The sequence below is a fragment of the Wenzhouxiangella psychrophila genome (assembly GCF_042310375.1).
In the GTDB taxonomy this organism is placed as follows: domain Bacteria; phylum Pseudomonadota; class Gammaproteobacteria; order Xanthomonadales; family Wenzhouxiangellaceae; genus Wenzhouxiangella.
This window is the reverse complement of record NZ_JBHJMQ010000001.1, coordinates 361,236-387,652: the sequence shown is the minus strand read 5'-3', so window position 1 is coordinate 387,652 and position 26,417 is coordinate 361,236. Positions and strand designations below refer to the sequence as shown.

22 protein-coding genes are annotated in these 26,417 nt (G+C 62.1%); 5 read left to right on the top strand and 17 right to left on the bottom strand.

Annotated features, from left to right (window positions below; translation table 11 throughout):
• Positions 1 to 141: 141 nt before the first annotated feature.
• From ACDC66_RS01685 to ACDC66_RS01670, 4 genes are all read right to left on the bottom strand, one after another.
• On the bottom strand, positions 142 to 651 hold the full coding sequence (locus ACDC66_RS01685) for a retropepsin-like aspartic protease family protein (RefSeq protein ID WP_376694937.1): 510 nt from the start codon (positions 649 to 651) through the stop codon (positions 142 to 144).
• A complete protein-coding gene (locus tag ACDC66_RS01680) occupies positions 648 to 2,039 on the bottom strand; it encodes a dihydrolipoyllysine-residue acetyltransferase (protein ID WP_376694936.1) in 1,392 nt (463 codons plus the stop codon). The genes ACDC66_RS01685 and ACDC66_RS01680 overlap by 4 nt, the downstream gene beginning before the upstream one ends.
• Positions 2,040 to 2,094: 55 nt before the next feature.
• The gene (aceE, locus tag ACDC66_RS01675; RefSeq protein ID WP_376694935.1) at positions 2,095 to 4,770 is read right to left on the bottom strand and encodes a pyruvate dehydrogenase (acetyl-transferring), homodimeric type; all 2,676 of its coding nucleotides are present in this window, start codon (positions 4,768 to 4,770) and stop codon (positions 2,095 to 2,097) included.
• Between the two features lie 119 nt (positions 4,771 to 4,889).
• Complete coding sequence (locus tag ACDC66_RS01670; protein ID WP_376694934.1) at positions 4,890 to 5,318, bottom strand: membrane dipeptidase; 429 nt, start codon at positions 5,316 to 5,318, stop codon at positions 4,890 to 4,892.
• 162 nt (positions 5,319 to 5,480) lie between these two features.
• Here ACDC66_RS01670 and ACDC66_RS01665 point away from each other — a divergent pair, with 162 nt between their 5' ends.
• Positions 5,481 to 6,149: a c-type cytochrome gene (locus tag ACDC66_RS01665; RefSeq protein WP_376694933.1), complete on the top strand. Its 669-nt coding sequence runs from the start codon at positions 5,481 to 5,483 to the stop codon at positions 6,147 to 6,149.
• A 30-nt stretch (positions 6,150 to 6,179) separates the two neighbouring features.
• Here the strand turns inward: ACDC66_RS01665 and ACDC66_RS01660 are convergent, their stop codons facing one another.
• The 10 genes from ACDC66_RS01660 to ACDC66_RS01615 all read right to left on the bottom strand — a co-directional run bounded on the left by ACDC66_RS01660 (position 6,180) and on the right by ACDC66_RS01615 (position 21,208).
• On the bottom strand, positions 6,180 to 6,695 hold the full coding sequence (locus ACDC66_RS01660; RefSeq protein WP_376694932.1) for a GNAT family N-acetyltransferase: 516 nt from the start codon (positions 6,693 to 6,695) through the stop codon (positions 6,180 to 6,182).
• Positions 6,692 to 8,371 (bottom strand): FAD-binding dehydrogenase, encoded by a 1,680-nt coding sequence (locus ACDC66_RS01655; RefSeq protein WP_376694931.1) that lies wholly within the window; start codon positions 8,369 to 8,371, stop codon positions 6,692 to 6,694. Before ACDC66_RS01655 ends, ACDC66_RS01660 begins: the two co-directional genes overlap by 4 nt.
• A gap of 58 nt (positions 8,372 to 8,429) precedes the next feature.
• On the bottom strand, positions 8,430 to 9,641 hold the full coding sequence (locus ACDC66_RS01650; RefSeq protein ID WP_376694930.1) for a hypothetical protein: 1,212 nt from the start codon (positions 9,639 to 9,641) through the stop codon (positions 8,430 to 8,432).
• A 157-nt stretch (positions 9,642 to 9,798) separates the two neighbouring features.
• The gene (locus tag ACDC66_RS01645; RefSeq protein ID WP_376694929.1) at positions 9,799 to 11,049 is read right to left on the bottom strand and encodes a choice-of-anchor Q domain-containing protein; all 1,251 of its coding nucleotides are present in this window, start codon (positions 11,047 to 11,049) and stop codon (positions 9,799 to 9,801) included.
• 185 nt (positions 11,050 to 11,234) lie between these two features.
• The gene (locus ACDC66_RS01640) at positions 11,235 to 12,074 is read right to left on the bottom strand and encodes a TraB/GumN family protein (RefSeq protein ID WP_376694928.1); all 840 of its coding nucleotides are present in this window, start codon (positions 12,072 to 12,074) and stop codon (positions 11,235 to 11,237) included.
• Between the two features lie 69 nt (positions 12,075 to 12,143).
• Positions 12,144 to 13,259, bottom strand: a complete 1,116-nt coding sequence (locus tag ACDC66_RS01635; RefSeq protein ID WP_376694927.1) for a histone deacetylase family protein — start codon at positions 13,257 to 13,259, stop codon at positions 12,144 to 12,146.
• A complete protein-coding gene (locus tag ACDC66_RS01630) occupies positions 13,259 to 15,259 on the bottom strand; it encodes a hypothetical protein (protein WP_376694926.1) in 2,001 nt (666 codons plus the stop codon). The genes ACDC66_RS01635 and ACDC66_RS01630 overlap by 1 nt, the downstream gene beginning before the upstream one ends.
• A 138-nt stretch (positions 15,260 to 15,397) precedes the next feature.
• A complete protein-coding gene (locus tag ACDC66_RS01625) occupies positions 15,398 to 16,684 on the bottom strand; it encodes an ATP-grasp domain-containing protein (protein ID WP_376694925.1) in 1,287 nt (428 codons plus the stop codon).
• Between the two features lie 181 nt (positions 16,685 to 16,865).
• Positions 16,866 to 19,982, bottom strand: coding sequence for an efflux RND transporter permease subunit (locus tag ACDC66_RS01620; RefSeq protein WP_376694924.1), 3,117 nt, complete (start codon positions 19,980 to 19,982; stop codon positions 16,866 to 16,868).
• Positions 19,979 to 21,208, bottom strand: a complete 1,230-nt coding sequence (locus ACDC66_RS01615; protein ID WP_376694923.1) for an efflux RND transporter periplasmic adaptor subunit — start codon at positions 21,206 to 21,208, stop codon at positions 19,979 to 19,981. Before ACDC66_RS01615 ends, ACDC66_RS01620 begins: the two co-directional genes overlap by 4 nt.
• A 411-nt stretch (positions 21,209 to 21,619) precedes the next feature.
• Here ACDC66_RS01615 and ACDC66_RS01610 point away from each other — a divergent pair, with 411 nt between their 5' ends.
• The 4 genes from ACDC66_RS01610 (at position 21,620) to ACDC66_RS01595 (ending at position 24,755) form a co-directional block, all read left to right on the top strand.
• The gene (locus ACDC66_RS01610; RefSeq protein WP_376695141.1) at positions 21,620 to 22,333 is read left to right on the top strand and encodes a Crp/Fnr family transcriptional regulator; all 714 of its coding nucleotides are present in this window, start codon (positions 21,620 to 21,622) and stop codon (positions 22,331 to 22,333) included.
• A gap of 134 nt (positions 22,334 to 22,467) precedes the next feature.
• Positions 22,468 to 23,181, top strand: coding sequence for a Crp/Fnr family transcriptional regulator (locus ACDC66_RS01605; protein WP_376694922.1), 714 nt, complete (start codon positions 22,468 to 22,470; stop codon positions 23,179 to 23,181).
• 104 nt (positions 23,182 to 23,285) lie between these two features.
• Positions 23,286 to 24,002 carry a Crp/Fnr family transcriptional regulator gene (locus ACDC66_RS01600; RefSeq protein WP_376694921.1) on the top strand — a complete coding sequence of 239 codons (717 nt, stop codon included), beginning with the start codon at positions 23,286 to 23,288 and terminating at the stop codon, positions 24,000 to 24,002.
• Between the two features lie 360 nt (positions 24,003 to 24,362).
• Positions 24,363 to 24,755, top strand: coding sequence for a hypothetical protein (locus tag ACDC66_RS01595; RefSeq protein WP_376694920.1), 393 nt, complete (start codon positions 24,363 to 24,365; stop codon positions 24,753 to 24,755).
• A 139-nt stretch (positions 24,756 to 24,894) separates the two neighbouring features.
• Here the strand turns inward: ACDC66_RS01595 and ACDC66_RS01590 are convergent, their stop codons facing one another.
• The 3 genes from ACDC66_RS01590 to ACDC66_RS01580 all read right to left on the bottom strand — a co-directional run bounded on the left by ACDC66_RS01590 (position 24,895) and on the right by ACDC66_RS01580 (position 26,302).
• The gene (locus ACDC66_RS01590; protein WP_376694919.1) at positions 24,895 to 25,050 is read right to left on the bottom strand and encodes a lmo0937 family membrane protein; all 156 of its coding nucleotides are present in this window, start codon (positions 25,048 to 25,050) and stop codon (positions 24,895 to 24,897) included.
• A gap of 516 nt (positions 25,051 to 25,566) precedes the next feature.
• Positions 25,567 to 26,013, bottom strand: coding sequence for a phage holin family protein (locus ACDC66_RS01585; RefSeq protein ID WP_376694918.1), 447 nt, complete (start codon positions 26,011 to 26,013; stop codon positions 25,567 to 25,569).
• A gap of 13 nt (positions 26,014 to 26,026) precedes the next feature.
• Positions 26,027 to 26,302 (bottom strand): ElaB/YgaM/YqjD family protein, encoded by a 276-nt coding sequence (locus tag ACDC66_RS01580; RefSeq protein WP_376694917.1) that lies wholly within the window; start codon positions 26,300 to 26,302, stop codon positions 26,027 to 26,029.
• Between the last annotated feature and the right edge of the window lie 115 nt (positions 26,303 to 26,417).

The following is a 26,417-nucleotide window of genomic DNA, read 5'->3' as shown; positions in this document are numbered from 1 at the left end:
CAGGTGGTATCACCCGATGCTTCGTGAATCGTAAATGGTAAATCGTTAATCGATTAAACCGGATCAGACGCCGCGCGGTTGTTTTTCTTTTTTCTATTTACTTTTTACTACTTACCATTCACGAAACCTATCAGTCCTGTCCTACGTTCCCTGTGCAGCAACCAGGCGCAGTTGCCCATTGGATTGGCTAATCTCCAGCTCCCGCAGAAAACTCATACCCAGCAGGATCGTGTCGCTACGCCCCGGGCTGATGGCGGCACGCACGTCACGCTGGACGATATCACCCAGGCGCACTTCGTCGATGCGCGTCATCCAGCCGGTGACGGGGCCGGCCGCCGTTTCCAGGCCGATGCGCGCCATGCGCTCGAGACCCAGTTCGTCGGCCCGCCCCTCCGGAACCGACACCAGCGTGGCGCCGGTATCGACCAGGAAGGTCACCTCCTGGCCATTGATCGCACCGGTCGCAATGAAATGCCCCTGGCGATCGGACTCCAGTACGACCTCGATACCGCCATTGATACTCTGGCTCTGTACTTGCTGATTCGGGTTGCGGCGCTCCTCGACCAGGCCCGAGAACACGAAGGTCAGCAACAGCAACACGCCGACCGCGGCGGCCAGCATCATGCCGAAGCCGGTGCGCTGCTGTTTCAAAGCAGCAGCCGCCTGAGATCCTCGAGCTGCTCGGCCAGGTAGCGAGCAAAGCGCGCCGCATCCGCGCCGTCGATGACACGGTGGTCATAGGACAGCGACAGCGGCAGCATCAGCCGGGGCTGGAACCGCTCGCCGTCCCAGACCGGCTTTGTCTCCGAACGCGACACGCCCAGAATCGCCAGCTCCGGGGCGTTGATAATGGGCGTAAATGCCGTACCGCCGATACCGCCCAGGCTCGAGATCGAGAAGCAACCGCCCTTCATCTCGTCGCCCTTGAGCTTGCCGTCGCGCGCACGCGTCGACAGGTCGGTCAGCTCCTGCGCCAGTTCGATCAGGCCTTTCTGGTCGGCATCCCTGATCACCGGGACGACCAGACCGTTGGGCGTGTCCACGGCAACACCGATGTGGAAGTACTTCTTCTTGATCAGCGTCTTGCCGTCGTTCGACAGCGAGGCATTGAAATGGGGGAAGGCCTTCAAACCCGCAACCACTGCCTTGATCAGGAACACCAGCGGCGTCATCTTCGTACCCGCCTCCTCAGCCTGCTTCTTGGATTCCTTGCGGAAGGCTTCCATCTCGGTGATGTCGGCTTCGTCGAACTGGGTGACGTGCGGAATCGACACCCAGTTGCGATGCAGGGCGGGCCCGGATATCTGCTTGATGCGCGAGAGCTTTTCTTCCTCGATCTCGCCGAATTTCGAGAAGTCGACTTTCGGCGGCTCGGCGATGTTCAGCCCCGTTCCCGCCGCAGCGCCACCGCCGGACTCCATCGCCTGCTTGACGTGGCCCTTGAGGTCTTCCTCGGTAATGCGGCCCTTTCGACCCGAACCCTTGATGCCGGTCATGTCCACGCCGAGTTCGCGCGCGAGCTTGCGCACCGCCGGTGAGGCGTGCGGCAGCTTCGACAGATCCTGGTCCATGGCGTCGAAGGGGACGGGAGGCGCCGGAAGGTCGTCGCTGCGCGACGCGGGTTCGGTGTTCGGGGTTCCGGGTTCCGGGCGGGCTTCGTCTTCCTTGCTGGAGTCGTCGGACTCATCGGATTCACCGGAGTCATCCGAAGACTCCCCTGAACCCTGAACCCTGAACCCTGAACCCTTTTCATCTTTCTGATCGGAGTCGTCATCATCAGACGATTCCCCGGCGCCTTCGGAAACCTCGACGATCCCAATGACGTCGCCCTCGCCGACTTCGTCCCCCTCGGAGACCTTGAGTTCGACCAGCTTCCCGGCCGCCGTCGCGGGCACTTCCATGGTGGCCTTGTCCGACTCCAGGGTCACGAGCGACTGTTCCTTCTCGATCTGGTCGCCTTCGGACACCAGCACCTCGATGATCGGCACCTTGTCGAAATCGCCAATGTCGGGGACTTTGATTTCCGTTTTGTTGCTCATTGCAGGCTCTCTGCTTGAATGTGGGTACCGGTGGCTTTTTCCGGCTCCAGCCGAATCACACCGTCGTCGGCAACGGCTTGTCGGGGTCGATATTCAGCGCACTCCTGGCCTTGACCAGTTTGTCGTCGTCGAACTTGCCCTGGCGATTGAGGCCGACCAGTGCGGCCCAAGCGACGTTGTAGCGGTCGACCTCGAAGAAGCGGCGCAGATTCTCGCGCGTGTCCGAGCGGCCGAAGCCGTCGGTCCCCAGAACGATGTACTCGTCTTGCGGCACGAACTCGCGTACCTGGTCGGCAAATCCGCGAACGTAATCGGTGGCCGCCACGGCCGGGCCCTTCCGATCCTTGAGCAGACCCGTAATCCAGGGGGTCCTCGGCGACTCGTCGGGATTGAGCCGGTTGCGCCGGCTGACCTCGTAGCCTTCCTTGCGCACCTCGTTGAAGCTGGTCACCGACCAGATATCCGAGGTCACGCCGTAGTCTTCTTCCAGGATATCCGCAGCGGCGATGACTTCGCGCAGAATCGAGCCCGACCCCATCAGCTGAACACGCAGCTTGTCATTTCCGCCATCGCCCTCGCGGAACAGGTACATACCCTTGCGGATGCCTTCTTCGGCCCCTTCCGGCATTTCGGGATGCTGGTAGTTCTCGTTGAGCACGGTGATGTAGTAATAAACGTCTTCGCCTTCGGCGTACATGCGCCGGAGACCATCCTGCAGGATCACCGTCAGCTCGTAGGCGAAGGTCGGGTCGTAAGAGACGCAGTTGGGAATCAGCCCGGCCTGGACATGACTGTGGCCATCCTCGTGCTGCAGGCCCTCGCCGTTGAGCGTGGTCCGGCCGGATGTGCCGCCGATGAGGAAGCCGCGCGCACGCATGTCGCCGGCCGCCCAGGCCAGGTCGCCGATACGCTGGAAGCCGAACATGGAATAGAAGGAATAGAAGGGAATCATCGGAACGCCGGTCGAAGCGTAGCTGGTTCCCGCCGCAATCCAGGAGCTCATCGAGCCGGCCTCGGTCAGGCCTTCCTGCAGCACCTGCCCCTCCTTTGCTTCCTTGTAGTACGCGAGCTGATCGGAATCCACCGGTTCATACAGCTGGCCGAAGGGTGCGTAGATACCGATCTGGCGGAACAGGCCTTCCATGCCGAAGGTGCGCGCCTCGTCGCAGATGATCGGCACGATGTGCTTCTTGATGTTCTTGTCGCGCAACATGACCGTCAGGCAGCGCACGAAAGCCATGGTCGTCGAGATTTCGCGCTCGCCGGTCGACTCCATGACCTTGGAAAATGCCTCGAGTCCGGGCACTTCAAGCTTCTGTTCCTCGACCTTGCGCTGGGGCAGAAAGCCGCCGAGCTCTTCCCGGCGCTTCTTCATGTACTTCACTTCCTCGGAATCCTCGCCCGGGTGGTAATAAGGCACCTCGGGGAGCTTGTCGTCGGGAACCGGCACGTTGAAGCGGTCGCGGAAGTACTTCACGCCCTGGTCGTCGAGTTTCTTCTGCTGGTGCGAGATGTTCTGTCCCTCGCCCGACTGGCCCAGGCCGTAGCCCTTGATGGTCTTGGCCAGGATGACGGTAGGCCGACCCTCGTGATGGGTGGCGGCTTGATAAGCGGCATGGATTTTGTGCGGATCGTGGCCGCCGCGATTGAGGCGCCAGATGTCCTCGTCGGACATGTCGGCGACCATCTCCTTCAGTTCGTCGTAGGCGCCGAAGAAGTGCTCACGCACGTAGGCGCCGTCGTTGGCCTTGTACTTCTGGTAGTCGCCGTCGAGCGCCTCTTCCATGCGCCGCCTGAGCAGACCCTTGGTGTCGCGCGCCAGCAAGGGATCCCAGTAGGAGCCCCAGATAACCTTGATGACATTCCAGCCCGCACCCCGAAAGTAACCCTCCAGCTCCTGGATGATCTTGCCGTTACCCCGCACCGGCCCGTCGAGTCGCTGCAAATTGCAATTGACCACGAACACCAGGTTGTCGAGCTTCTCGCGGCCGGCCAGTGACAGCGCACCGAGCGATTCGGGCTCGTCCATCTCGCCATCACCGATAAAGCTCCAGACCTTGCGCTTGCCGGCGTCGGTAATACCGCGGTTGGTCAGGTATTTCAGGAAGCGCGCCTGGTAGATCGACATAATGGGCCCCAGGCCCATCGAAACGGTCGGGAACTGCCAGAACTCCGGCATCAGCCAGGGATGCGGATAGGAGCTGACCCCCTCGCCGTCGACTTCCTGGCGGAAGCCGTCGAGCTGTTCCTCGGTCATTCGACCTTCGAGAAAGGCGCGCGCATAGATGCCCGGCGAGGAATGGCCCTGGATGTAGACCAGGTCGCCGCCGTCCTCGTGATCGGGCCCCTTGAAGAAGTGATTGAAGCCGACGTCGTAGAGCGTGGCGGCCGAGGCGAAGCTGGCGATATGGCCACCCAGTTCGCCGCCACGGCGGGCGGCGCGCACGACCATGGCCATCGCGTTCCATCGAATGATCGAACGGATGCGCCGTTCCAGCGCGCCGTCGCCGGGCATGTTCGGCTCGCGGTGCGGCGGAATGGTATTGATATAGGCCGTCGTCAGGTCGAACGGCAGGTGCGCCCCCGAGCGGCGGGCGAGCTCGACCAGGCGCTCGAGAATGAAGTGCGCCCGCTCCGGGCCGTCACGGTCGACGACTGCTGCAAGCGACTCCAGCCACTCCTGGGTCTCCTGTGAATCGATGTCGTCGGGGTGGGGATACTGTTGCACCATGCCTCGCCTCTCCTGGGCCGAATCCATTATCGAGAACGGCTATTGTAACGAGACTGCGTTAACAAAGCCGACTTCGAAACTACGCTCCCCCATACCCGGGCGTACTGCCGGGCAGACCGTCACTCGTATCGCGCTTCCGAAGGACCGCGTTCGGATCGCAGGCGACCGGAAACTGCTTCGGCTTCGCGCAATACTCGCAACATGTTGTCGCCGGCGATCGCGGCCAGTTCTTCGTCGCCGGAAAAATCCGGATCGACATAGACCGACCAGAACTGCGCCCCCACCCGTCCTTCGCGCAGACGCGGCAGGTCGGTATGCATCGGCGGCTCCAGCGTTGCGGCGTCACCGGCGAAGTCCAGCTCGCTCAAGCGCCGGTCGAATCGCTCCCGCACCTGCCAGGGCACGTCATTGTGGCCGTCGATCAGGACATGTCGTTCCAGCAGCCGGTGCGCGCGCTCGAGTTCGGGTAATTCGGACTCCGGGGTTTCGGCGCCGAATGTTCCGACGGTTGCGGTCAGCAGCAATGCGGCAATAGGTACTCGCGACATTGATTCCGTGCTCGGGTTGGGGTCGAGGCGAGAGCTTGCCGCGAGCCGGGGCGGTTCGTCAATCCGATTCTCCGGGTCTGTGGTCTGTGGTCTCCACCTCCCGGCATCGGGCAGCGCGCTTGGTATGATCGGGTTCACGCCTTTTGAGGAGGGAATAGAAAAATGAGAACAATCGGGACATTCATACGGACGATACTGATCCTGGCGGTCATCGTCATAGGTGCGGCGATAGCTTACGCCTACAGCGGACACTACGACATTTCCGTCGGCACCGGCCACGCGCCCTGGACCAACTGGTACCTGGAAACGCTGCGCCACCGCTCCATCGAAACCCGGGCGGCCGATATCGAAGTTCCCGACCTGGACGGCGCAGACATGCATGCGGCCGGCGCAATCGCCTACGACCAATCCTGTGCGGGCTGCCATGGCCGGCCCGGGCGGGAACCGAGCAACGGCTTTGATCCCCGCCCGCCGGCGCTGACCCGCGGCCAGCCCGACCCGGCCGAACTGTTCTGGGTCGTTCGCAACGGCATCAAGATGTCGGCCATGCCCCGTATTGACGAAGACCGCGTCTCCGACGAGCAGGTCTGGCAGATTGCGGCCTTCCTCCAGGACGCCTCGCGCCTGACCGAAGGCGAGTACCGCGAGCTCGTCCAGCCGCCTGAACCCGAATCCGAGCCGGAAGCGGAATCGGAGGCTCCCGGGGAAGGCCCGGAGAGCGAGGAGCCGACAACCGGGGACGAGCAGGAAGCCGAAGACGGCGAATCCGAAGCGGACGACGGCAACGGGGAAGGCGACGACGAATCCGACGGCGAAGGCGAAGGATTCTGAGCAATCCCGCCCGGGGCGCGAGCGCCGAAATCAGGTGGATGCGGAAAACGCCGGGTGGTAATGCACCCGGCCCGAGACCTCCGCCAGACCACCGGGAACCAGTTCAAGCGCCATGAAATTCTCGGCAGGGGCACCGAACTCGTTTGACAAATCGAACTCTGCTGCTGGCTGAAAGCCGAATTTCGGATAGTAGTCCGCGTGACCAAGCACCACGACCCCCCGGGCACCCAGATCACGCGCGGCACTCAGGCCCTGCTCGATCAGCCGGCCTCCGATCCCGCGTCGCTGGAAAGCCGGCAGCACGGCCATCGGCGCCAATCCCAGCAGACCGGCCTTGCCTTTTCCGGCCAGGCGAGCGGGGGTAAACAGGACATGGCCGACCACCACGTCACCGAATCGCGCGACCAGTGAGAGAAACGGTTCGGCCTGCTCGCGCAGGCGATCGACTAGCCGGGCCTCCGCGTCGGTCTCGAATGCCTCGGCATGAACAGCGTGAATCATCGGGATGTCCGAGGCGCGTTCACGCGCGATCACGACGTCGGTCACGACTTGCGCCCCGCCGCGTGTCTCCCGGCATTGCGCCCGGAAAAGATGCAGCCGCCCAGGAACGTGCCTTCGAGGGCGTTGTAACCATGGTAGCCACCGCCGCCGAAACCGGCGCATTCACCGGCGGCGTAAAGACCTTCCACGGGATTGCCCTCAGCATCGAGAACTCTCGAGTCTAGGTCGGTGTGCAGCCCGCCGAGGGTCTTGCGCGTGAGGATGTTCAATCGAACGGCGATCAGCGGACCGTGGGCCGGGTCGAGGATGCGGTGTGGTTTGGCCGTGCGGATCAGTTTGTCGCCGAGATACCGCCGGGCGCCGTGGATGGCGGTCACCTGGGCATCCTTGGAATACGCATTGGCAAGCTCGCGGTCGCGGGCCTCGATCTGCGCCCGGATGCGCCCGGCATCCAGTTGCGCATCACCGGCCAGGCGATTCATGCCCGCAACCAGCTCGTCGAGGTTATCGGCGACGACGAAGTCCTCCCCCTTGTCCATGAATACCTGGACCGGCGGGGGTACGCGTCCGCCCTTCCTGTTCTTGAACACCAGCGACCACTTGGCGCCGGTCAGGTCCGGGTTCTGCTCCGAGCCCGACAGTGAGAATTCCTTGCGGATGATGTCGCGGTCGAGAATGAACCAGGAGTGCTCGTATCCGGTCGAGAGAATGCGCTTGAGCGTCGAGCGCGTGTCGAAGCCCGGCAGGCAGGGTGCCTCGAGGCGTTCACCGTTGGCGTCGAACCACATCGACGACGGGCCCGGAAGGATGCGAATGCCATGATTGGGCCAGATCGGACTCCAGTTGTGCACGCCCTCGGTGTAGTGCCACATGCGATCGGCGTTGATCACCGCCGCTCCGGCTGCCTGGGCGACGCCGATCATCTTGCCGTCGACGTGATGCGGTACGCCGGCCACCATGTGCTTCGGCGCCGGGCCGAGCTGTTCGACCGGCCAGTTCTCGCGAACCAGGTCGTGGTTGCCGCCGATGCCACCGGAGGTCACGATGACGCAGTCACTCTTCAAGTCGAACGAATCGATGACCTCGCGGCCCGAACGTTCACCCCGCTCCACCCTGGACGGCTCGAGAACCTCGCCGCTGACCCCGGAGACGGCGCCGCCGCTCGTGTGCAGTTCGGTCACACGATGTCGGCAACGCAATTCGGCGCGCCCGGAACCGACGTGCGCCATCAATCGATCGACAAAAGGACGCACGACGCCCGGCCCGGTCCCCCAGGTGATGTGGAATCGCGGCACCGAGTTGCCGTGGCCGTGTGCATGGGCCCCACCGCGCTCGGCCCAGCCCACGATCGGGAACCAGCGCATGCCCATCGAACGCAACCACGGCCGCATCTCGCCGGCGGCGAACTCGATATAGGCTTCGGCGACCTTGCGCGGCCAGTGGTCCTCAGCGCGGTCGAACTGTGCCGAACCCAGCCAATCCTGCCAGGCCAGTTCGGGGCTGTCGTTGATTCGCATCCGGCGCTGTTCGGGACTGTCGACGAAAAACAGCCCGCCCAGCGACCAGAAAGCCTGCCCGCCAAGACTGTTCTCGCCCTCCTGTTCGAGCACGATCACCCGCTTGCCGGCATCGCACAACTCACAGGCTGCAACCAGGCCCGCGAGGCCACCTCCAACCACGATCGCATCGGCTTCCATGCCGGCAGTATAGGCGCGCGGCATAAAACACTGTCAAGCTGGAACGCTACTCCGCACGACGGACGTCACGAGCCGTTTGCCGCTATTGTTCGTCCTGGCGTCGATAAAACTCCCTCGTGCGCTCGAACAGCGAATCAAGCCGGAGGACGTGGCGCTCATCGCCGAGTGCCTGCAGGTCGAAGGGATACACATCACCGGCCGAGAGACTGGCCCAGTATTCGGGGACGTTCAGGTCGGACAAGTCCAGCGCGGGATATCCCGCATCGACCGGCTGGAACTGTCCCGGCGCCTGAACGATGTAGTCGACCGGCTCCGCGGTTGGTCCGCTCAGCGCTTGCCAGCGTACCGATAGGGGGTGGAACAACAAACCGCTCATCACGCCGAGCAACAGCGCGACGATGGTGCGCTCCCGAACGGGGGCGGCACTGGCCAGCAGCGCACCGGCGACGAAGATCGCGCTCGCGACCAAAACCAGCAAGCCGTAGTTCGGCGACCAGAGCGCACGTACCGGCGGCAACACCGTGAAGTGCAATGCGGCGGCCACGCCGATGGCGCCCATCAACGAAAGCATGGCCACCAGGGACTTGAACTGCAGAATGTCGACCGGCGCATCGCCATCCTTCGGAGCGGGCCGATCGCCAGCGGGCTTGCCCATGCCCCAGCGCCCGCGCACGCCCAATGATTCGAATTCGACTTCGATATCGCGCTGGGCCAGGTGCTGAACGAGCGGATGCGTCTCGGTCAGCGCGTGCAGCTGCTTGCCCGGCCGCATGGCCAACAAGTCGGGGCGGTCCAGCGGATCGCCGACCGGGTCCCAGTGCAGCAGCGCCAGGTCATGCCGGCCCTGCGTGGTCTCCAGCGTCAGCGTCGTGTTGACCCAATTCTGCACATGGTGCGCCTTCGGGCCGGGCCGTTGGACGATCGCCCGTTCGATGGCCGACCACGGCAACTGCCAGTCGTGGCGCAACCAGGTTCTCGGTCCGTGGTGGGGATGTGGCGAACAGCGGACACCGTCGGTATCGACCACCAGCCGGGCGTCCTTTGACATGGAAACGATCCGGGCGATGAGGACGATCAATGCAAGGGTGGCCACCAACGCCAGCGCAACCGCCCAGGCCGGCTGCCCCTGAAGGTCCTCCAGGATTTCCGCGAAAAAATCGCCGGAAACAAGTTCGGCGACAACGAACAGAACGGCCAGTGATCCCAGCACGACCCACAAACCCCGGCGCATGTTGACCGGGCTGAGTCGATAACGAAATCGCGTGGGCAAGACCGACCTGTTATTTGATGTCATTGCATTTGCTCAAATGGCTCGACCCGAAGCAAACCGGCGAATAACTCTGCACACCCATGGACAACGTCAAGCCAATAAAGAGAAAGCGCATAACCGGTGCCTTGCAATGGAGCTCATAGCGCGAGCCATCCGGCCCGCGCCAGTCAAGGGGATATTGCTAGGACTCGAAACGGTCGTTGAACACTTGCTCCGAAAACTGGAATTCGATCGCACCAGCATCGCAGTTGGTGAAAAACGGCGAAGGTCGCGGCTCACCGCGCTGGTCCAGGGTCAGCGCAGAACCTTCCTGGTCAATACAGGAGCTCGGCGGAACCAGATTGATTGCCGGACTGCCCGATGCCGGTGCTCGGGAGAGTGTGGGACCGCCATTGTCCTGCAGCGGGCCAAGCTCGGCATCCGTGTCCTCCAGATCGCCCGTTGCCGTCAACAGGCAGCTGTCATCATCACTGATGTTGTAGCCCAGCGAGGTTTGTACGTCTGCGTCCGCGCTACACGCACTAAATCCTGCAGGAGAGTCCTGAAACAAGCTTCCGAAGATCTCGATCGTGTTGTCATCGTTGAAAGAAAAAGTGTTGAGCTGATAACGCTCATTCCCCGCAAGGGTGCTGTGACTGAGCGTGAGATTCGCATTCTCGACCCTGACACCCACACCCACGTTATCCACCACGGATGAGTTAACCAGATTCAGCAGGGCTGAACTTGTTAAAAAAATTGCAGCAAAATTGCCTCCGGTTCCCGGCGCCGGCCCATTGTTTGAAATTTCCGTTGCAGTAATAGTGCCCGTGGCACCAAGATTAACAACCATGGCGTGGCCCCGCTGATTGACCACCTCAAAATCTCCAGCTACATTTTCGCGAAGCAGGCTTCGTTGAATCTCGAAATCAGCAAACGTATAGATCGCGCCGCCGGTATTGGCGCGATTTCCGATCAGTTGCACCTGATCGAGAACAAGATCCGCCGATGCCAGTACCGCGCCACCTCTAAAGGCAGCACTGGAGCCAGCGAAGCCGTTCTGAAGCGTGGCATCTTCGATCCGAAGTACATCGGATGCTTCAAAAAGCCGAATGGTATCGTCACCGTCTATACGCGTATTCTCGACACCGCTCCCTCTGATCGTGGTTTCTTCAAGCACATCGAGATCACCCGCACTCGCATCGTCGTTTGCCGGATCGTCGATGGAAAGTACGAAATCACCGGCGGGCAATTCGATTGTGTGCGGCCCGGCTGCCTCATTGGCTTCCATGACCGCCGCACGCAATGTGCAGTCACCCGAGCCGCTTGACGTTTCGCAGATACCGTCACCCGGGTTGGAATCGACCGCATCGGTCGTGCTATTGACGTTGAAGGTGGCCGCTTGCAGGCCGTGAATGCCCGAGATCATAAGCAGGGCAACCAGGAAATACCGCATGAATGTCTCCCTCTATCAGATAAGTCCGTTGGCGAAGCGACGTCAAGGTACCTTATGGCGGATAAAGATTGCAAAAATCCGCTGTGGCCGATCATTTTCAACAGCGTGAAGTCATCGGCGAATTGTGCCGCCGATCTCCTGCAACAGCGCCCCCGCTGCCAGCATGACGAGGCACGAATCTTTAATCACTTCAGTTGCCAGGCATCGAGCCACTCAATATTCTGCAGTTCGAATCCGAATTCGTCGCTCAGGCGCCGATGAAAGTCGGGCAAGTGTCCGGCGCCGTAGAACAGCGCAACGTTACTCGCTCCCTGATCAAGTTCGTCCCCGAGCACCGCCAGGGCCTTGCGATTGCGCTCGGTAATCAGCACTGATCCGTCCTCGTCGGCCAGTACTTCCATGACACGAGCCTGGTCGATCATCGACTCGGCCATCATGCGCTTGAGCGCCAACTGGCGATCGCTGGCAAACAGCACCCTAAGCAACTGCGCCTGCTGCTTCGCAGCGTCCTGGGTTACCGCCGATGCCGCCCACATCTGCATGAACGTGCCCATCCAGGATTCATTGCGGCTGGTCATGCTGTCGCTGAATTCCGTGGCCGTCATGTCCGCATGCACGAAGTTGGGCCGGTCGTAATCGATCTCCTCGAGCTGGAAAGCCAGGCCCAGCGCATCCTTCATGCCGCCCTGCAGCAGCCCCACGAGGTTCAGTCCCGTACCGGCCGGTCGCTCCCCCTTGCCGTCGGGATCGCCCACCAGTTCGTAGAGCACAACATCGTAATCGTCGAAACGCCGCTGCAGATCCTTGAAATAGGATCGATCCGCCACGTGGATGGCGCCGACCAGATGAAGTGTTCGCCCCTGCTTATCACGGTAGTGTGCCAACCCAACCTGCAGGGATTGCGGGTCACCCTCGGCGTCCTCGGCCAGGCGCATGAAACTGTCGGGAACCTGGGCATACACAGCAGCCACAAAGAAGATCGTGGCCATGAGCGCTAACGCCAGGAATGACTTCAACGTATGCATTTTCTTGTCTCAACGGATCGGGGCAACACTATAGCGGGCCCGAACATGGAGTCCAAGCCAGACCGGAATTCAGTCTCTAAGCAAAGAAGACTGCCTGGCCAGAAAATCCGCTGCTTCGCGCACGGCGGGAAGACCAATGCGGCTGCGCTGCAAAGGCGGCAATTCGCAACCGGGATCGCGGAGCATGCGCAGGCAATGTGCCAGCGCCTCGCGCATGGGTTCGAGGTGGTAGCCGCCCTCCAGTGCCAGGACCAGGCGGCCATTGCACAGTTCATCGGTCAGCTTCTGCAGGCGATCGGTCAGATGTGCATAAAGCGCCCTGCTGAACTTGCAGGCAAGGTGTTCGCTGGTGCCGTCGAAACCCGCCGAGACCATGATCAGATCGGGCCGGAATCGGCGCGCCGCCGGGACCAGAATGCGCTCGAATGCCTCAAGAACCGCCAGGTCGCCGGTCTCGGCCGGCAACGGCACGTTCAGCGTCGTGCCGCGCGCGCGTCCCCGCCCGACATCCTCCAGCGCCCCGCTGCCGGGATAGCAGGGTGACGCACGGTGGATATCGAAGAAAAGCACGTCCGGGTCGTCGGCGAAGATCGAGGCCGTACCGTTGCCGTGGTGCACGTCCCAGTCGACGATCAGCACGCGCTCGGCGCCGTGCACAGCCATCGCGTGCCGCGCCGCAACGGCGACGTTGTTGATCAGGCAAAAGCCCTGATAATGCGCGGCGTTGGCATGGTGCCCCGGAGGACGCACCAGGGCGAAGGCCGTAGCCGCCCGGCCATCGAACACGGCATCGACGGCCGTGCAGACCGCACCGGCGGCACGAAATGCCGCATCGACACTGCCCGGCGAAACCGCCGTGGAGTCGATCGAAAGCATGCGCTTGCGGCCCCTGAGCTTGTCGAGGCGCTCCATATGGCCGCCGGTATGGACTCGACGGACGGTTGCTTCATCGGCCCGCTCGGGCAAGAGCCACAACGGTCTGCCGTCGTCGACTTCACGCGCAAGCTCGACCAGCGAGGACAGCCGCTCGGGCCGTTCGGGATGGCGCCAGATCTGGCTGGCGACCAGCTCTCCCAGCCGGGCACGCAGCTGGCGCGCGTGATAATCACGCATTTCCGGCTCCAGGCCGGGTGGCTGATGCTGAAGCATCTCGTCGTGGTAGACGATTGCCACCGGAGCGTTCATCAGCTCGAAACGACTTCCTGCCAGGCTTTATCGGCCGCCCAGCTTGCTCGCACCTGCTCTGCGATGGCGTCTACTGTGTCATCAGGCACCGCCTCGGGATCACCGAGCTCGCGCTCGTTGAAATGAAAGACGTAGAGACGGGCGCAGAACTGCTCGAAGGGCAGCGAGGACTCCCCGGGCACCTCATCATGCCCTCGGGTCGAGGTCACGATGCCCTGGCCCCAGTCCTGCCGGCCCTCGTTGTTGGGGTTGTAGAAGTAAACGCGCATGACGCCTTCGGGATCCAGGGCAACGCGCTGGATAGCGATAGCGTGGAGCCCGATGAAATTACCGAAAGGATCGGTAGCGACGATGCCGGCCGGTTGCGGATAGATCAGTTCTGCGCCGCCGTTGTAGCCGGGATGGTAGGCAGCGTGAAATTGCCGGATGAAGCCGGCGAAATCGTTGACCGCCCCGGTGGCGTAGTCAATGGTGGTGGCAAAACCACGGTGCACCCACCAGCCGTGAAATTCGGGATTGATCCAGCGGTGCCCGTCCTCGCCGCGGCCGACGATACGACGCCCCATCTCCCAGTAGATCTTGTCGAGGTGCGGCACCAGAACGAGTGAAACGGTATCGAGTTCGGTATGGAAGTCCTCGATCAATCCTTCGCTCAGTTCGCTGGAACGGATCAGGTCACCCTCGAAGAGCAGATCGATCTCGTCATCGCGCGCGGCCCACATCACCAGCTCGAGCAGAAAACCCGGGTCAACCTGGGCCCACAGGCTGATGGCGCGCGCCGACTGGCAGGTGGGGTTGTTGCCCTGACTCACGCCCAGCGGCAGGCCAAGCACACCGATGACACCAGCCAGCAGCAGACTGCGGCCGGAAGGCGGATCGTCATGCCCGAACTCCTTGCGCAGGTGCTCGGCAACATCCGGTAGCGGATCGAGTTGCGTCAACCGCCACAACGCCGGCGGGACCGGGGGGAAGAACAGCGTGCCGCGATCGAGCAGGTTGCTCAACGCAACGATGCACTGGGCGGTGGCCGGGTGAACCGCCTCGACGATCAGAGCTCGCACCAGGGCATTGAACGCATCCAGGCTGTCGGCGCCGACCGCATCGAGCCCCATCGCCAGCACCAGTTGCTCGTCACTGCCGGATTCGGCCAGGAACCTGAGAATGGCGCCGTGGGCCGGGCAGACCAGCCCGGTTTCGTTCATCGAGTGCCCGAGAGCGGCCAATTCCCCGTCCTGCTGCACCGGGGACAACGCCCGAAACTTCTCCAGGCTGGCCTCCGGCGAAGCATCGCTCAACTCCGTCGGGCCGCGACTTGCATCGAGCAGCAGCCGGCCGCGCTCGAGAGCCGCTGACTCTTCGGACACGTTCGCTTGCCGAAACAGGCGATCGATGTGCTCGAGCAACTGACGCACGCCGGCCACATCGATCGGGCGCTGCTCGAGAATATGATCGGCCTCGGCGACCAGCGCCTCGATCAGGTTCTTTCCGCCCAGGTGTTCGAGCTCGTATGAAAGGAGATTCTGGACGGCTTCGTGGTGGCCGCCGCCGGCCCGGCCGGCCTCTGAATGATCGGCCAGCAGCAGGTCGAGGCTCAGCACCAGGCCTCGCTGGAGGAAATGGCGCGCCGCCTCGGCACTGACCAGCGGATGCTGGTAGTCACCCTCGGCAATGGCAAGCATGCGAAGCCGGCTGAGGGCTTCGACCGCCAGCGCATCGGCGGACCCCGTCAAGGAACCGCGTGAGAGTTCCGGCTGCAGGCGCTCGGGATGATTCCAGTCGCTGCCCTCGAAAACACCCGCCTCGTCCAGCCGGCCGGCATGGGCATACAGCATGGCCGCACCGCCCGGTCGCCTGAGCAGCCGGAGCGTGGCATTGAACAGTCGCGGAAGTTGGCCGGCCTTGGCAATCGGGGTGACGCGGGCGACGCTTTCGAGCGCATGGTCGAACTGTTCGCTCAGGCGGCTGAGATCCGGGTCTTCGTTGCGGGATGATTCTTGCAAGCGCTGGTACTCCATACGTGCAATAGATTACGGGCGAAACGGGCGCGGGCCCGTGGCTTCGGTCTCAATGAAGCCGCGGCCCGGGTTCCCGATCATAGCGGATCGCCTCGCTACGCATGCGAGGCATCTCCGTCCCCGTCAGGTATAGAAGTCCAGGTCTTCCTGGTGCTTGAGCAGGTCGCGCATCTTGTGCGGATCGTCACCGAAGAAATAGACCAGGCCCCAGTGTGTGCCGAAGGCTTCGCGCTCGGCCACGACCTCCTCCTGCAGGGGATAGAGTTCATGGCTTTCGAAGTATGGATGCTCGGCCGTCTCTTCCGGGAAAGCCAGCTGGCTGACCACGCGCCGACGCGGGAATACACCGAAACATCCGGCGTAGCCCTTGGCGCCCTTGACCGGCTCGGGGAAAAAGGCTTCAACTTCTTCCTTGGTCGAGTTGGGATCGAACACCAGGGCCGTGGCCTGATAGGCATTGAAACCGTAGGCTCGCTCGATCAGCTCGAACGCCTTGAAGCCCGGCGGCCGATACGCGACTTCACCGAAGTACATCGTGCCGTCGGCGGTCACGAAGTATTCGGGGTGGATCAGCCCGAACTTGATATCGAAGGCCTTGATCAGCTTCTCGACTTCCCGGGTAATGGCTTCCCGCCAGCTTTCCAGCTCTGGCGTGGCCGGCACGAACACCGAATAACCAAGCGTGACGTACTCGGAAATATTGAGAAACTTGATTTCACCGTCGTGAATCCAGGCCTCAACGGCAAACTCCCAACCATCGAGGTGGGATTCCATAAGCAGGGGGAAATCGGTATCCGGAATGGACTCGATCTCTTCGGGCATGCGAATCACCCGATGCCCCAGGCAACCGGCCTGGTCGAAAGCCTTGAGGTGAATCGGATCGTTCGGGTCGCCGTCGAGCTTGAGCAGCGTCTGGTTGACGCGGCGCAGGAAGCGATAGACATCATCGCGGTCGTGCGCTTCCTCGAACACCCCGACCCGGATGCCGCCGAGATGGGCGCGGCGCTTCATCAGGGCCTTGTCGCGGAACAGCACGGATTGGCCGTGCAGGCGCGGCTTGTCCATCAGGACCGAATTGATGGCGCCGGCCCATTCGACCGTCTCCTCGAACAGCGGGATCGAGACGTCCACACCCTCTTTCTTGAGGGTTTCGGCAATCTCCAGGGAGCGCTCGTTGAGTCGCTCGAAGTCCCATTCGATGAACGGAACATCATGCTCACGGGCGTAGTCGGCCGCCCACGACGGAGCGACGACGACGTAGCGCCGATCGAATCGGGCCATGGCATCGATGGCGTTGAGACTCCAGCCGAGCAAGGCGATATAGCCCTTGTCGGGGTTCTTGTCCTTGGTTCCGGACCCACCGGGCCGTACACCGGTCTCTGATGGTGTGGTCGGATTCTGCTGAACCATGCTGATGCCTCCTTCAGAAGCGAGTGAGTAACCCCTTGGATGCGTTCAAACCTAACACACGCATATCAAAGTTTTGAAAAATACGGGTTTTTAGCGATAAATCGCGAAAATTACCGGCATTTTCAGGCAGTGAGTCATCACGCGCCGGATCCGGGAAGATCCGGCGCGGGGCCTTCAAGACTCAGACCGACGCCGCGCGACGACGTTGCAAGGCTTCGTGGATATCTTCGAGCAGCATGTAGAAGCAGGGCACGACCACCAGCATGATCGAGGTGGCAAAGACGATACCGAAGCCAAGCGAAATAGCCATCGGCACAAGATGCACGGCCTGCAGGGAAGTTTCGAAGATGATCGGTGCCAGACCGCCAAAGGTGGTCACGGTGGTCAGCACGATCGGACGGAAACGGCGCGTCCCCGCCTTGAGGATGGCGTCGTGGGCGGACATCTCCGAGCGCTGGCGATTGGCGAAATGCACCATGATCAACGCGCCGTTGACGACCACGCCGGAGACGGCGACGACACCGAGCATGCTCACCAGCGACAGGTCGTAGCCGAGCAGGATGTGACCGATGACCCCGCCGACGATGCCGAAGGGAATGGCCAGCATCACGATCAAGGGCTGGACGTAGCTGCTGAAGGCGATTGCCAGCAATGCATAGACGGCAAACAGGGCCAGCCCGAAGCCGCCCCACAGCGCCGCGGTGGACTCGCGCAGTTCCTGGTTACTGCCCTCGTAAGTCCAGGTCAGTCCGGGGAAATCCGCCTGGAGCTGCGGCATGACCTCCGAGTCGATCGCCGCCTGGACCCGGCTGATGGCACTCTTGGGTTCGACGTCGGTGCCGACGTTGATGATGCGCCGCCCATCGCGGCGGTTGATCGAGGTGAATGACTGGCCTTCCTCGACCCGCGCCACGTCGGCCAGGGCCACCTCGACGCCGTCGGGGGTCCTGAGCATGAAGTTCTCGAGTGTGCGGATGTCCTCGCGCTCTTCCTCCGGCAGCTTGACGCGCACCTCGATTTCGTTCGTGCCGCGCAGGTAGCGCAGGGCGATATCACCGTAGAAGGCACCGCGCAACTGCCGGCCGACCGCCACCGGCGTCAGACCCAGTGCCCTTCCTTCGGCCAGCAGCGTGAAGTCGAGCTGCGATTTGCCGGCCTCGTAGTTGTCGTTGACGTCGCGGGTGTTGCCGAAGGATTCCAGGCGCTCGACCAGCTCCGCCGAAGCCCGCTCGATCACCTCGATGTCGTTGTGACTGAGATCGATACTGATGTCATCGCGCCAGCTGCCCGGCCCGCGTTCGGCCTCGAAGGTGATCTGGTCGACACCCTTGATGTCGCCGATCTGCTCGCGCCAGAGCTCGATGACCTCCTGCGTACTGATGTCGCGCTCGGCCGGCGGCAACATCACGATCTCGACGTCGATGAAGGTTCTACCGCGCACGTTCGTCTTGATGCCCTCGGCCGCCTCGTAGAGATCGTTGTCCTCGAACATCCGGTGCGTGGCCTCGGTGATCTGGGCGGCCATGTCGGCGGCCACGTCGCGCGTCGTACCCACCGGCAGGCGCACGCCGGCCTCGATTTCATCGGCCGGCTGCTCGGGCATCATGATCATGCCGAGGTGGTCGCTCAGCGCGTAGCCGCCCGTGACCGCCAGCAGCATCAGCGCGCCGGTGAGGGTGATGTAGCGGTTGCGCAGGCAAAGCTCCAGGAATGGTCGGTAGCGAGTCTCGATCCAGTTGCTCACACCGCGCGCGAAGCCGCGCTGGACCTTGTGCAGGCGCTCGCCCACGGCGGCGTGCGAACGCTCGCGGATATGCGCCAGGTGCGAAGGCAGGATGAACAGCGCCTCGAGCAGGGACAGCGCCAGCACGGTCACCACCACCACCGGCAGCGGCCACCAGTACTGCCCCATGATGCCCGGGATGAACATCACCGGCAGGAAGGCAACGATGTTGGTCAGGATGCTGAAAGTCACCGGCCAGGCCATCTCGCGCGCGCCGACAGTCGCCGCGTCGATCATGCTCAAGCCCCGCTCTCGATGCTCGTAGACGTTCTCGCCGACGACGATGGCGTCGTCGACGACGATGCCAAGCGCGACCAGGAACCCGAACATCGAAATCATGTTGATGGTGATGCCCAGGCTCGGCAGGAAATTGATGGCGCCGACAAAGGAAATCGTCATGCCCATCATGATCCAGAAGGCCAGGCGCGCTTCCAGGAACAGCGCCAGGATGAGCACGATGATGATGATTGCCAGCGCCCCGTTCTTGAGCAGCAGTTTGAGACGATCACCGAACTCCTCGGCCCGGTTCGAATCGATTCGCCAGCTCACGCCCTCCGGCAGCGTGTGATCGAGCTCGTCGAGCACTTCCTCGACCGACTCGGCCACCTCAAGTGGCGACTGCGTGCCGACGCGAAAGATCTCGATCTCGAGCGAAGGCTGTCGATTGAACTGCGAGTGAAAACCCACCTCGTCAAAACCGTCACGCACTTCGGCGATGTCGCCGAGCGTCAGCGGCGCGCCGCTTTCGGAGCTGGCGATCACGATGTCGCCCATCTCGCGCGCCCACACCTTGCGCTCGTTGAGCCGCAGCAGGATCTCGCCCCGGCTGGTGTCGATGGCGCCGGCCGGCACGTCGCGGCTGGACTGCTCGATGATGTCGGCGACCTCGGAGAGCGTGAGACCGTACTCGCGCAGCGTGCGCTGCGGGATCTCGACGTGCGTGAGATAGGCCGGCACGTTGCCGATCTCGACCTGCGTAATATTGGGCTTGCTCAGAAGCTGGTCGCGGACCCGCTCGCCCAGATTGCGCAACGACCAGGTATCGATGTCGCCGAAAAGGCCGATCTCCATCACATCGCGCTGCCACGAGCGCAGGCGCACCTCGGGCTCTTCGGCATCGATCGGGAAGGTACGAATCTGGGCCACCGCCTGGTCGACATCCTGGTAGACGCGCATGCGGTTGACGCCGCCGACCAGTTCGAGGCTGATCGAACCCGAACCCTCGCGCGCCGTCGACGTGAGTTCCTTGATGCCCTGCACGCCGCGCACGGCTTCCTCGACCGGCAGCAGGATGCCCTGCTCGACCTCCTCCGGCGCCGCGCCCGGATAGGAGACGCTGACGTCGACATAGTCCAGCTCGTAGCGCGGCTGGACTTCCTTTTGCATGGTGATGGCGGTGTACACCCCGCCGGCAAGCAGGATGATCATCGCCAGATTGGCCGCGATCGGATGGTTGACCATCCATGCGATCGGGCCGCCCGGATTCGGGCCCGGGCCGGACGGCGTCGAATTCATGCCTCGACGTCTCCTGCGGTAACGGCGTCCTCATCTTCGTCAAGGCGCAGCCTGAGCCCTTCGCGCACGGTCGCCAGGCGGGTGGTGACCACGCGGTCGTCGTCGCTCAGACCCTCATCGACGTAGGCGTAGGTCTCGTCCTGGAAGGCGATTGAAACCGGCTGAATCACCAGACGGCCGTCGACCATCAGCCAGACCGTCTCGTCGTCGCGGATGTACTGGCGCTCGATGCGCACGACATCGGCGATCTCTCGACCCTCGATCCGGCACTGCACGTATTCCCCCATCATCAGGGGCGGCGTCCCCGGCCCGGCGTCGCGGGCCAGCGGATCGTCGACCGAGACCAGGATGCGCGCCAGGCGCGTATTGCCCTCGAGCTCGCCGACCATGCGAAACACCTCGCCCCGACGGGACACACCCTCGGGCCAGGCGCTGCGATTGCGGATTTCCACATCGGAACCCGGTTCCTCGCCGTCGGGAATCGTCAGCCAACCCAGGCGCGTGACCGGAACGGTCGCCTCGACCCAGTAGGTATCGAGCCCGACCAGGCGGGCCAGCACCGTGCCCGGAGTGACCTGAGAACCGACATTGACCTCACGACCCAGGATATGGGCGGCGAACGGCGCTTCGACACTCGTGCGTTCCAGATCGAGTTCGGCCTGCCGCAGATCGGCGCGAGCCGACTCGACGTTCGCCTCGGCGGCGCGCAACTGGGGTTCGCGCAGCACCAGGGCCCGGCGTTCCGGCGGCAGGTCCCGGTTGAAGGATTCGTAGTCGGAGCGCGCCGCCTGCTGCTCGCCGCGTTCGATCTCCAACTCGGCGATCGCCTGCTCGAGCGCGCTGTCGCGCTGTTCGACGGCGATCCGGTAGTCAGCGTCGTCGATCGCCACGAGCATTTCACCGGCGTCGACGAAACCGCCGGGCTCGAAGGAATCGCCCAGTTCGACGATCTCGCCCTCGACCCGCGCGCTCAGCGAGATCTCGCGCGCCGGGCGCACCGTGCCCATGGCCTCGATGGTGGGCCGGAACGTGCCATATTCGCCCCGGGTCACGTCCACCAGCGAGGCCGACTGGCGCACGGCGCCATCGCGGCTCGCCGTCGGCTCAGTGTTGTAGATCACGAAGAGCACGGCCGCGCCGGCGGCAATCAGCACGGCGCAGATCACCAGCGTTCGCATCAGGCCGCGCCGGTTGTCGTCCTTGACCGCGGGTATTTCGGAATTCACGGAATGACCGCCCTCTATTTGGCTTGTTGTTTGAAGTGGCCGAGTGGCCAGGCATCTTCTGCCCCGACAGCATCCGGGCGTGAAGGTTTCGACAGAAACTATCAGAATCCCGAAAATGATTCGTCAATGCAAATCATTTTGCCTGTCGGGCTCATTCGAGCTATCGGTGATACTGTTGAGCCTCCATCGCGAGGATGATAGCCATGACCCCTGCGGCGGATGAAATCTCGGGCTATCTTCCGGCCAGTCGGGATTGGCTGTTCGGTACCGCACATAAGTGTCGGCGCTGACTGCGACATAATGGGGGGTGAACTTTAAGCGGAGACGGGGAATTCAGCCATGACGTCCGGATCGGATCGAAACGAATTACGCGCCGACCTGGCCCAGCAGGCCAACAAGTGGAAGTCGGGCATGACCACGGGCCCGGAGCGCAACGAATTACTCACGCTCTTACCTCAACCGATAAAGGATCGGGTGTTCCCCCTGTTACGCGAAATCGAGCTGCCGCTGGGCAAGGAGATCTATGCCGCCGGGCAGGATGTGAAATACGTCTACTTCCCGGCCGACTGCATCATCTCCCTGCTCTATGTCATGCTCGACGGTCATTCGGCCGAGATCTCGGTTGTGGGCCGTGAGGGGATCGTCGGCATTGCAGTGTTCATGGGCGGCGACAGCACGCCCAGCCGAGCCGTGGTCCAGAGTGGCGGGACGGCCTACCGGCTGCCGGCATCCGATCTCAAACACGAGTTCCACAACGATGCCGCCATGCGCATGCTGATGCTGCGCTATACGCAGGCCCTCATCACCCAGATGGCCCAGACCGCGGTCTGCAACCGGCATCACTCCATCGACCAGCAACTGGCCCGATGGCTGCTTCTCTCCCTGGATCGCCTGCCGACCAACGAGTTGACGATGACCCAGGAATTGATCGCCAACATGCTGGGCGTGCGCCGGGAAGGGGTGACCGAGGCGGCCAGCAAACTGCAGAAGATGGGTGTCATCCGCTATCAGCGCGGGCGGATCACCGTACTCGATCGGGTAAAGCTGGAAGAACTCTCCTGCGAGTGCTACGCCGTGGTCAAGGAAGAAACCGATCGCCTTGCAGCCTACGCGAAGAACCTTTAGAAAATTCGTGCATACTGTATGGATGATTTCTTGATCCAGATCATCCTCGCTTCGACCAAGACCGGCTAGCGTGGAATGGGCGTTGGGCAATGGGTTACTCTGCTCAGGTGAGTTGCCCGCATCAGGCGGTGGCCATGACGACTGGACCGGAGCGAAATGACTTGCTCGCTTTTTTGCCCGAAAGGGTGAAAGAACGGGTGTTTCCGCTGCTGCGTGAAATCGAGCTGCCGCTGGGCAAGGAGATTTTTGCCGCCGGGCAGGATGAGAAGCACGTCTACTTCCCGGCCGACTGTGTCATCTCCCTGCTCTACGTCATGCTCGACGGCCACTCGGCCGAGATCTCGATCGTCGGCCACGATGGCATCGTCGGTGTCGCGGTGTTCATGGGTGGCGACAGCACGCCCAGCCGGGCCGTGGTCCAGGGCGCCGGTACGGCCTACCGGCTGCCGGCCAGCGATCTCAGGCGCGAATTCCACAATGATGCCGCCACGCGCATGCTGATGCTGCGCTACACCCAGGCCTTGATCACACAGATGGGACAGACCGCGGTGTGCAACCGGCATCACCACATCGACCAGCAGTTGGCCCGCTGGCTGCTGCTCTCCCTCGATCGATTGCCGACCAACGAATTGACCATGACCCAGGAATTGATCGCCAACATGCTGGGCGTGCGCAGGGAAGGCGTGACCGAAGCGGCCCGCAAGTTTCAGGATCTGGGTGTCATCCGCTACCGACGCGGACACATCACCGTGCTCGACCGCCCGAAGCTGGAGGAACTCTCCTGCGAATGCTACGCCGTGGTCAAGCAAGAAACCGACCGGCTGACGGTTTTCGCCGAACATCTCTAGCCCGACCCGAACCCTGCCCGGATTGCGCTCGAAATCGAGCGTGTCGAAGCGAACAGACGGGTCCATCCCTGGCAGCGAGCATGAGGCATCAAAAGGATGCTGCGATGCCTGAAACCAATCAATTGATCGATCGACTACCCACTGCGGCCGCCCGGTCGCTGCTGGCGGCGTCCCGGCCGATCGAGCTTGAATTCGGCCAGGCGATCGCTGAAGCCGGCGCGCCGATTGTCCAGGCGCTCTTCCCGACCACCGCGATCATCTCGGTCATGGCCGAGGTCGGAGGTCATGAGCCACTGGAGATGAGCATGATCGGTCACGAGGGTATGCTGGGCGCCTCGCTGGCTCTGGGCGTCGACCGCCACCCCATGCAGGCGGTCGTCCAGGGCTCCGGGACCGCACTCCAGGTTTCGGCCTCGCGGTTCCATAGCCTGCTAGAGACGAGTCCAGCGTTGAAAAGCGTCATCGATGGCTACCTGTTTGTTCTTGCCGAACAACTGGCCCGGAACGCTGCCTGTAACGCCTTCCATGAAGTCTCCGCTCGCCTGGCCCGCTGGCTGTTGACAATGGACGACCGCGCCCGGGGGCACCCCCTGATGCTGACCCATTTGTTCCTGGCGAACATGCTGGGCGTGCGCAGAAGCGCGGTCACCATCGCGGCCTGCAAACTGCAGGAAAAACAATTTATCCGATATGCCCGCGGTCGCATCCAGATACTGTCCCGGACCGGATTGGAATCGGTTGCCTGCGAATGCTATCCGGCAACCCTGGCTGCTTATCAGCGCCAGTTCGGCTCCGAGCTCCAGGCCATAAAAGAACCCTGACCGCAAGAACGGCCAGGGTTTTCACTTCAGAATTGCAACGACCATCTCCGATTCAGTTTGAATGCCGAATGGAGAGAACAGCAATCACCATCATCATCAAGACAATCAGTGCAATTCCGCCCTGTGAAGAAATGGGCATACCAATAAGCAATTAGCCTAGATCCGAGCCCGCCTATACTCTGTGCGCTACCGCACACTGCAGCGAGAACTCCCAGCGAAATCTCCTGTTGGACGCAAGAATCCAAGCATCGGGCGCGTCATCGCACCCAAATAAGCCATTGTTCGGTCTCGAACAGACACGCAACCCGGGAACGATCATTTTGTGGAGTCCGACAGTCAGGTATCGCTGAGGATTTAGGGATGACTACATACACGATGAACGGTCACAAGCACTCCACGCGGCAAATCCAGCCCGAGATTCTCATGGGAATCGTGGGGAAGCAGGTCGCGCAGTTTTCAAGGGCGCGATGGCAATCACGAGCGCAGCCTGAGCGGTTCAGCTGTCTCGCAAGCGCGGATCCACGGATTCAGCTTCAGACAGCTCTCACCCAAATCGAAGATCTCTTGCATAAGAACGCACAACTTCTGGAGACCGTGCTCCTGCTTGGCCAGGCGCTCAATGACGCCCATTCCTCGATCCATGCAGATCACTCAATCGATTTGCTGGATCGAGACAAGCTGCGTCCGCCGTGCGATATTCACGGCTCGATGAAGCAACTCGACGGCGGATCACGACCCGATGCACCGGAATGAAAACCCGGCCAGCGAACTTGCCGGCCCGAAATCAGATTCCGGGCCTGATTGAGGAACCTCTGAATAAGTCGGGCGGATAACTGAACAGCTATCGGGGAAAAGCCCGGTCGCGTGGCCGGGCCCATGATTGCGGGGTACCTTACCCGACCCCACTCCGGCGTCCGCTGATCAACTGGAACAACACCACGATCACTGCGAGCACCAGCAGAATATGAACCAACCCGCCCATCGTGGTTCCGGAAACGAATCCGAGGAGCCAGAGTACGGCGAGAACAACGGCAATAGTAAATAGCATGATTATTATTCCTTCCGGTAGCAACCGGTTGAGAAGTTCACGTAGAGCATGACTCTTTAGTCGGCGAGTATCTGTACGCTGTCACACACCAGGGGCGTTATCGTTGGAAAAACCGGCGAAGTCCGCTTCAGCGCCTTCCGTCGGGACGGGTACCCCCGGCATTTGCCTTTACCCAGAACGTTCCCAGATCCAGCGCAATCCTGAGTAGCAATTCCGAATTCGACATGGCCGCAGTTGGCGAGCTACTCGGCGGCATGGTCGCTTGCTCACCGGCCGGACGCAGTTGCAGTGGCGGTTGCTTCTCCGGCCTATGAATCCATTCGGCGGCCAGAAATCCTGCGCACCCGGCAAACCACAGTCCACCCGGCGAGGCAAGCCCGGAGCGAATCCGGGACCCGAGTAACAAACCAAGCGACTTTGCGGTTTTCTTTCGCCGATCGAGACGGTTTGCCACCTGACTGATCTGGCGAGCCAGGGATTGGCTGTCGTTCCCGTGCGATCTGTTCCGCTGCACCGTCAAGGGGACCTCTCGCCATCCGGGTCAGAAGACGGTGCTGGTTCGAGCCGACTGATTGTGGCCGGAAACATCAGGTGCCTGCTGCGCTTTCGAATGGCTGCAACGAGAAGCATGGCAACCAGGCAATGGACAGCGAAGACCAGCATCAATGCACTGGTAGCCGTCATCAGCGAGTGCTGGACCAGCACAATGACCACGGCGCTGACCAGCGCCAGCCAGGCGGTTGACAGCAGGCAAGCGGTAATCAGTCCCATGGCAATGATCCGGACCAGGCTCTCCCCCGCTTGTCGTGCTTCCAGGGCGGCAAGGAATAGGTGATCATATACAACCTCACGTACTTCTCTATCGAGCAGCCTGACCACTTCCAGCAGTCCGGACTCGTGCCCGGACCTTCTGGAAGAGGAGGTTGCGTCGTAATCCGATCGATCACCGGAATCGCGCGGCATTCAGGAACCTACCCTAGCGCCTGCGCAAGATGCGACTGAGGAGATAGCCGCCGGCGACCGCGATACCAACAGAGGTTGCCGGATTTTCCTGCACGTATTCGCGTGCCACAGCCAACCACTTTTCCTGCGTTGCCTTGATTTCGTGGCCTGTTTCGCTCAGGCTGTCTGTTGCATTGTTGGTTGCTTCAGCTGCCCAATCGACCGCCTCATGAGCACCGGCGGCTACGGCATCAACTCTCTCATGTGCTACACGTTCATGTGCTACACGTTCTTTTGCGTTCGATTTCATGGTTGTTACTCCAAGGAGGCTCCCGGGCAACCTCAGTGTCACCCAGCACTTTCAACGAAAGCGGAATCGATTGCCGCCAGAAAGCAGTAGACATTGTCAGTACACTGCCTTTACG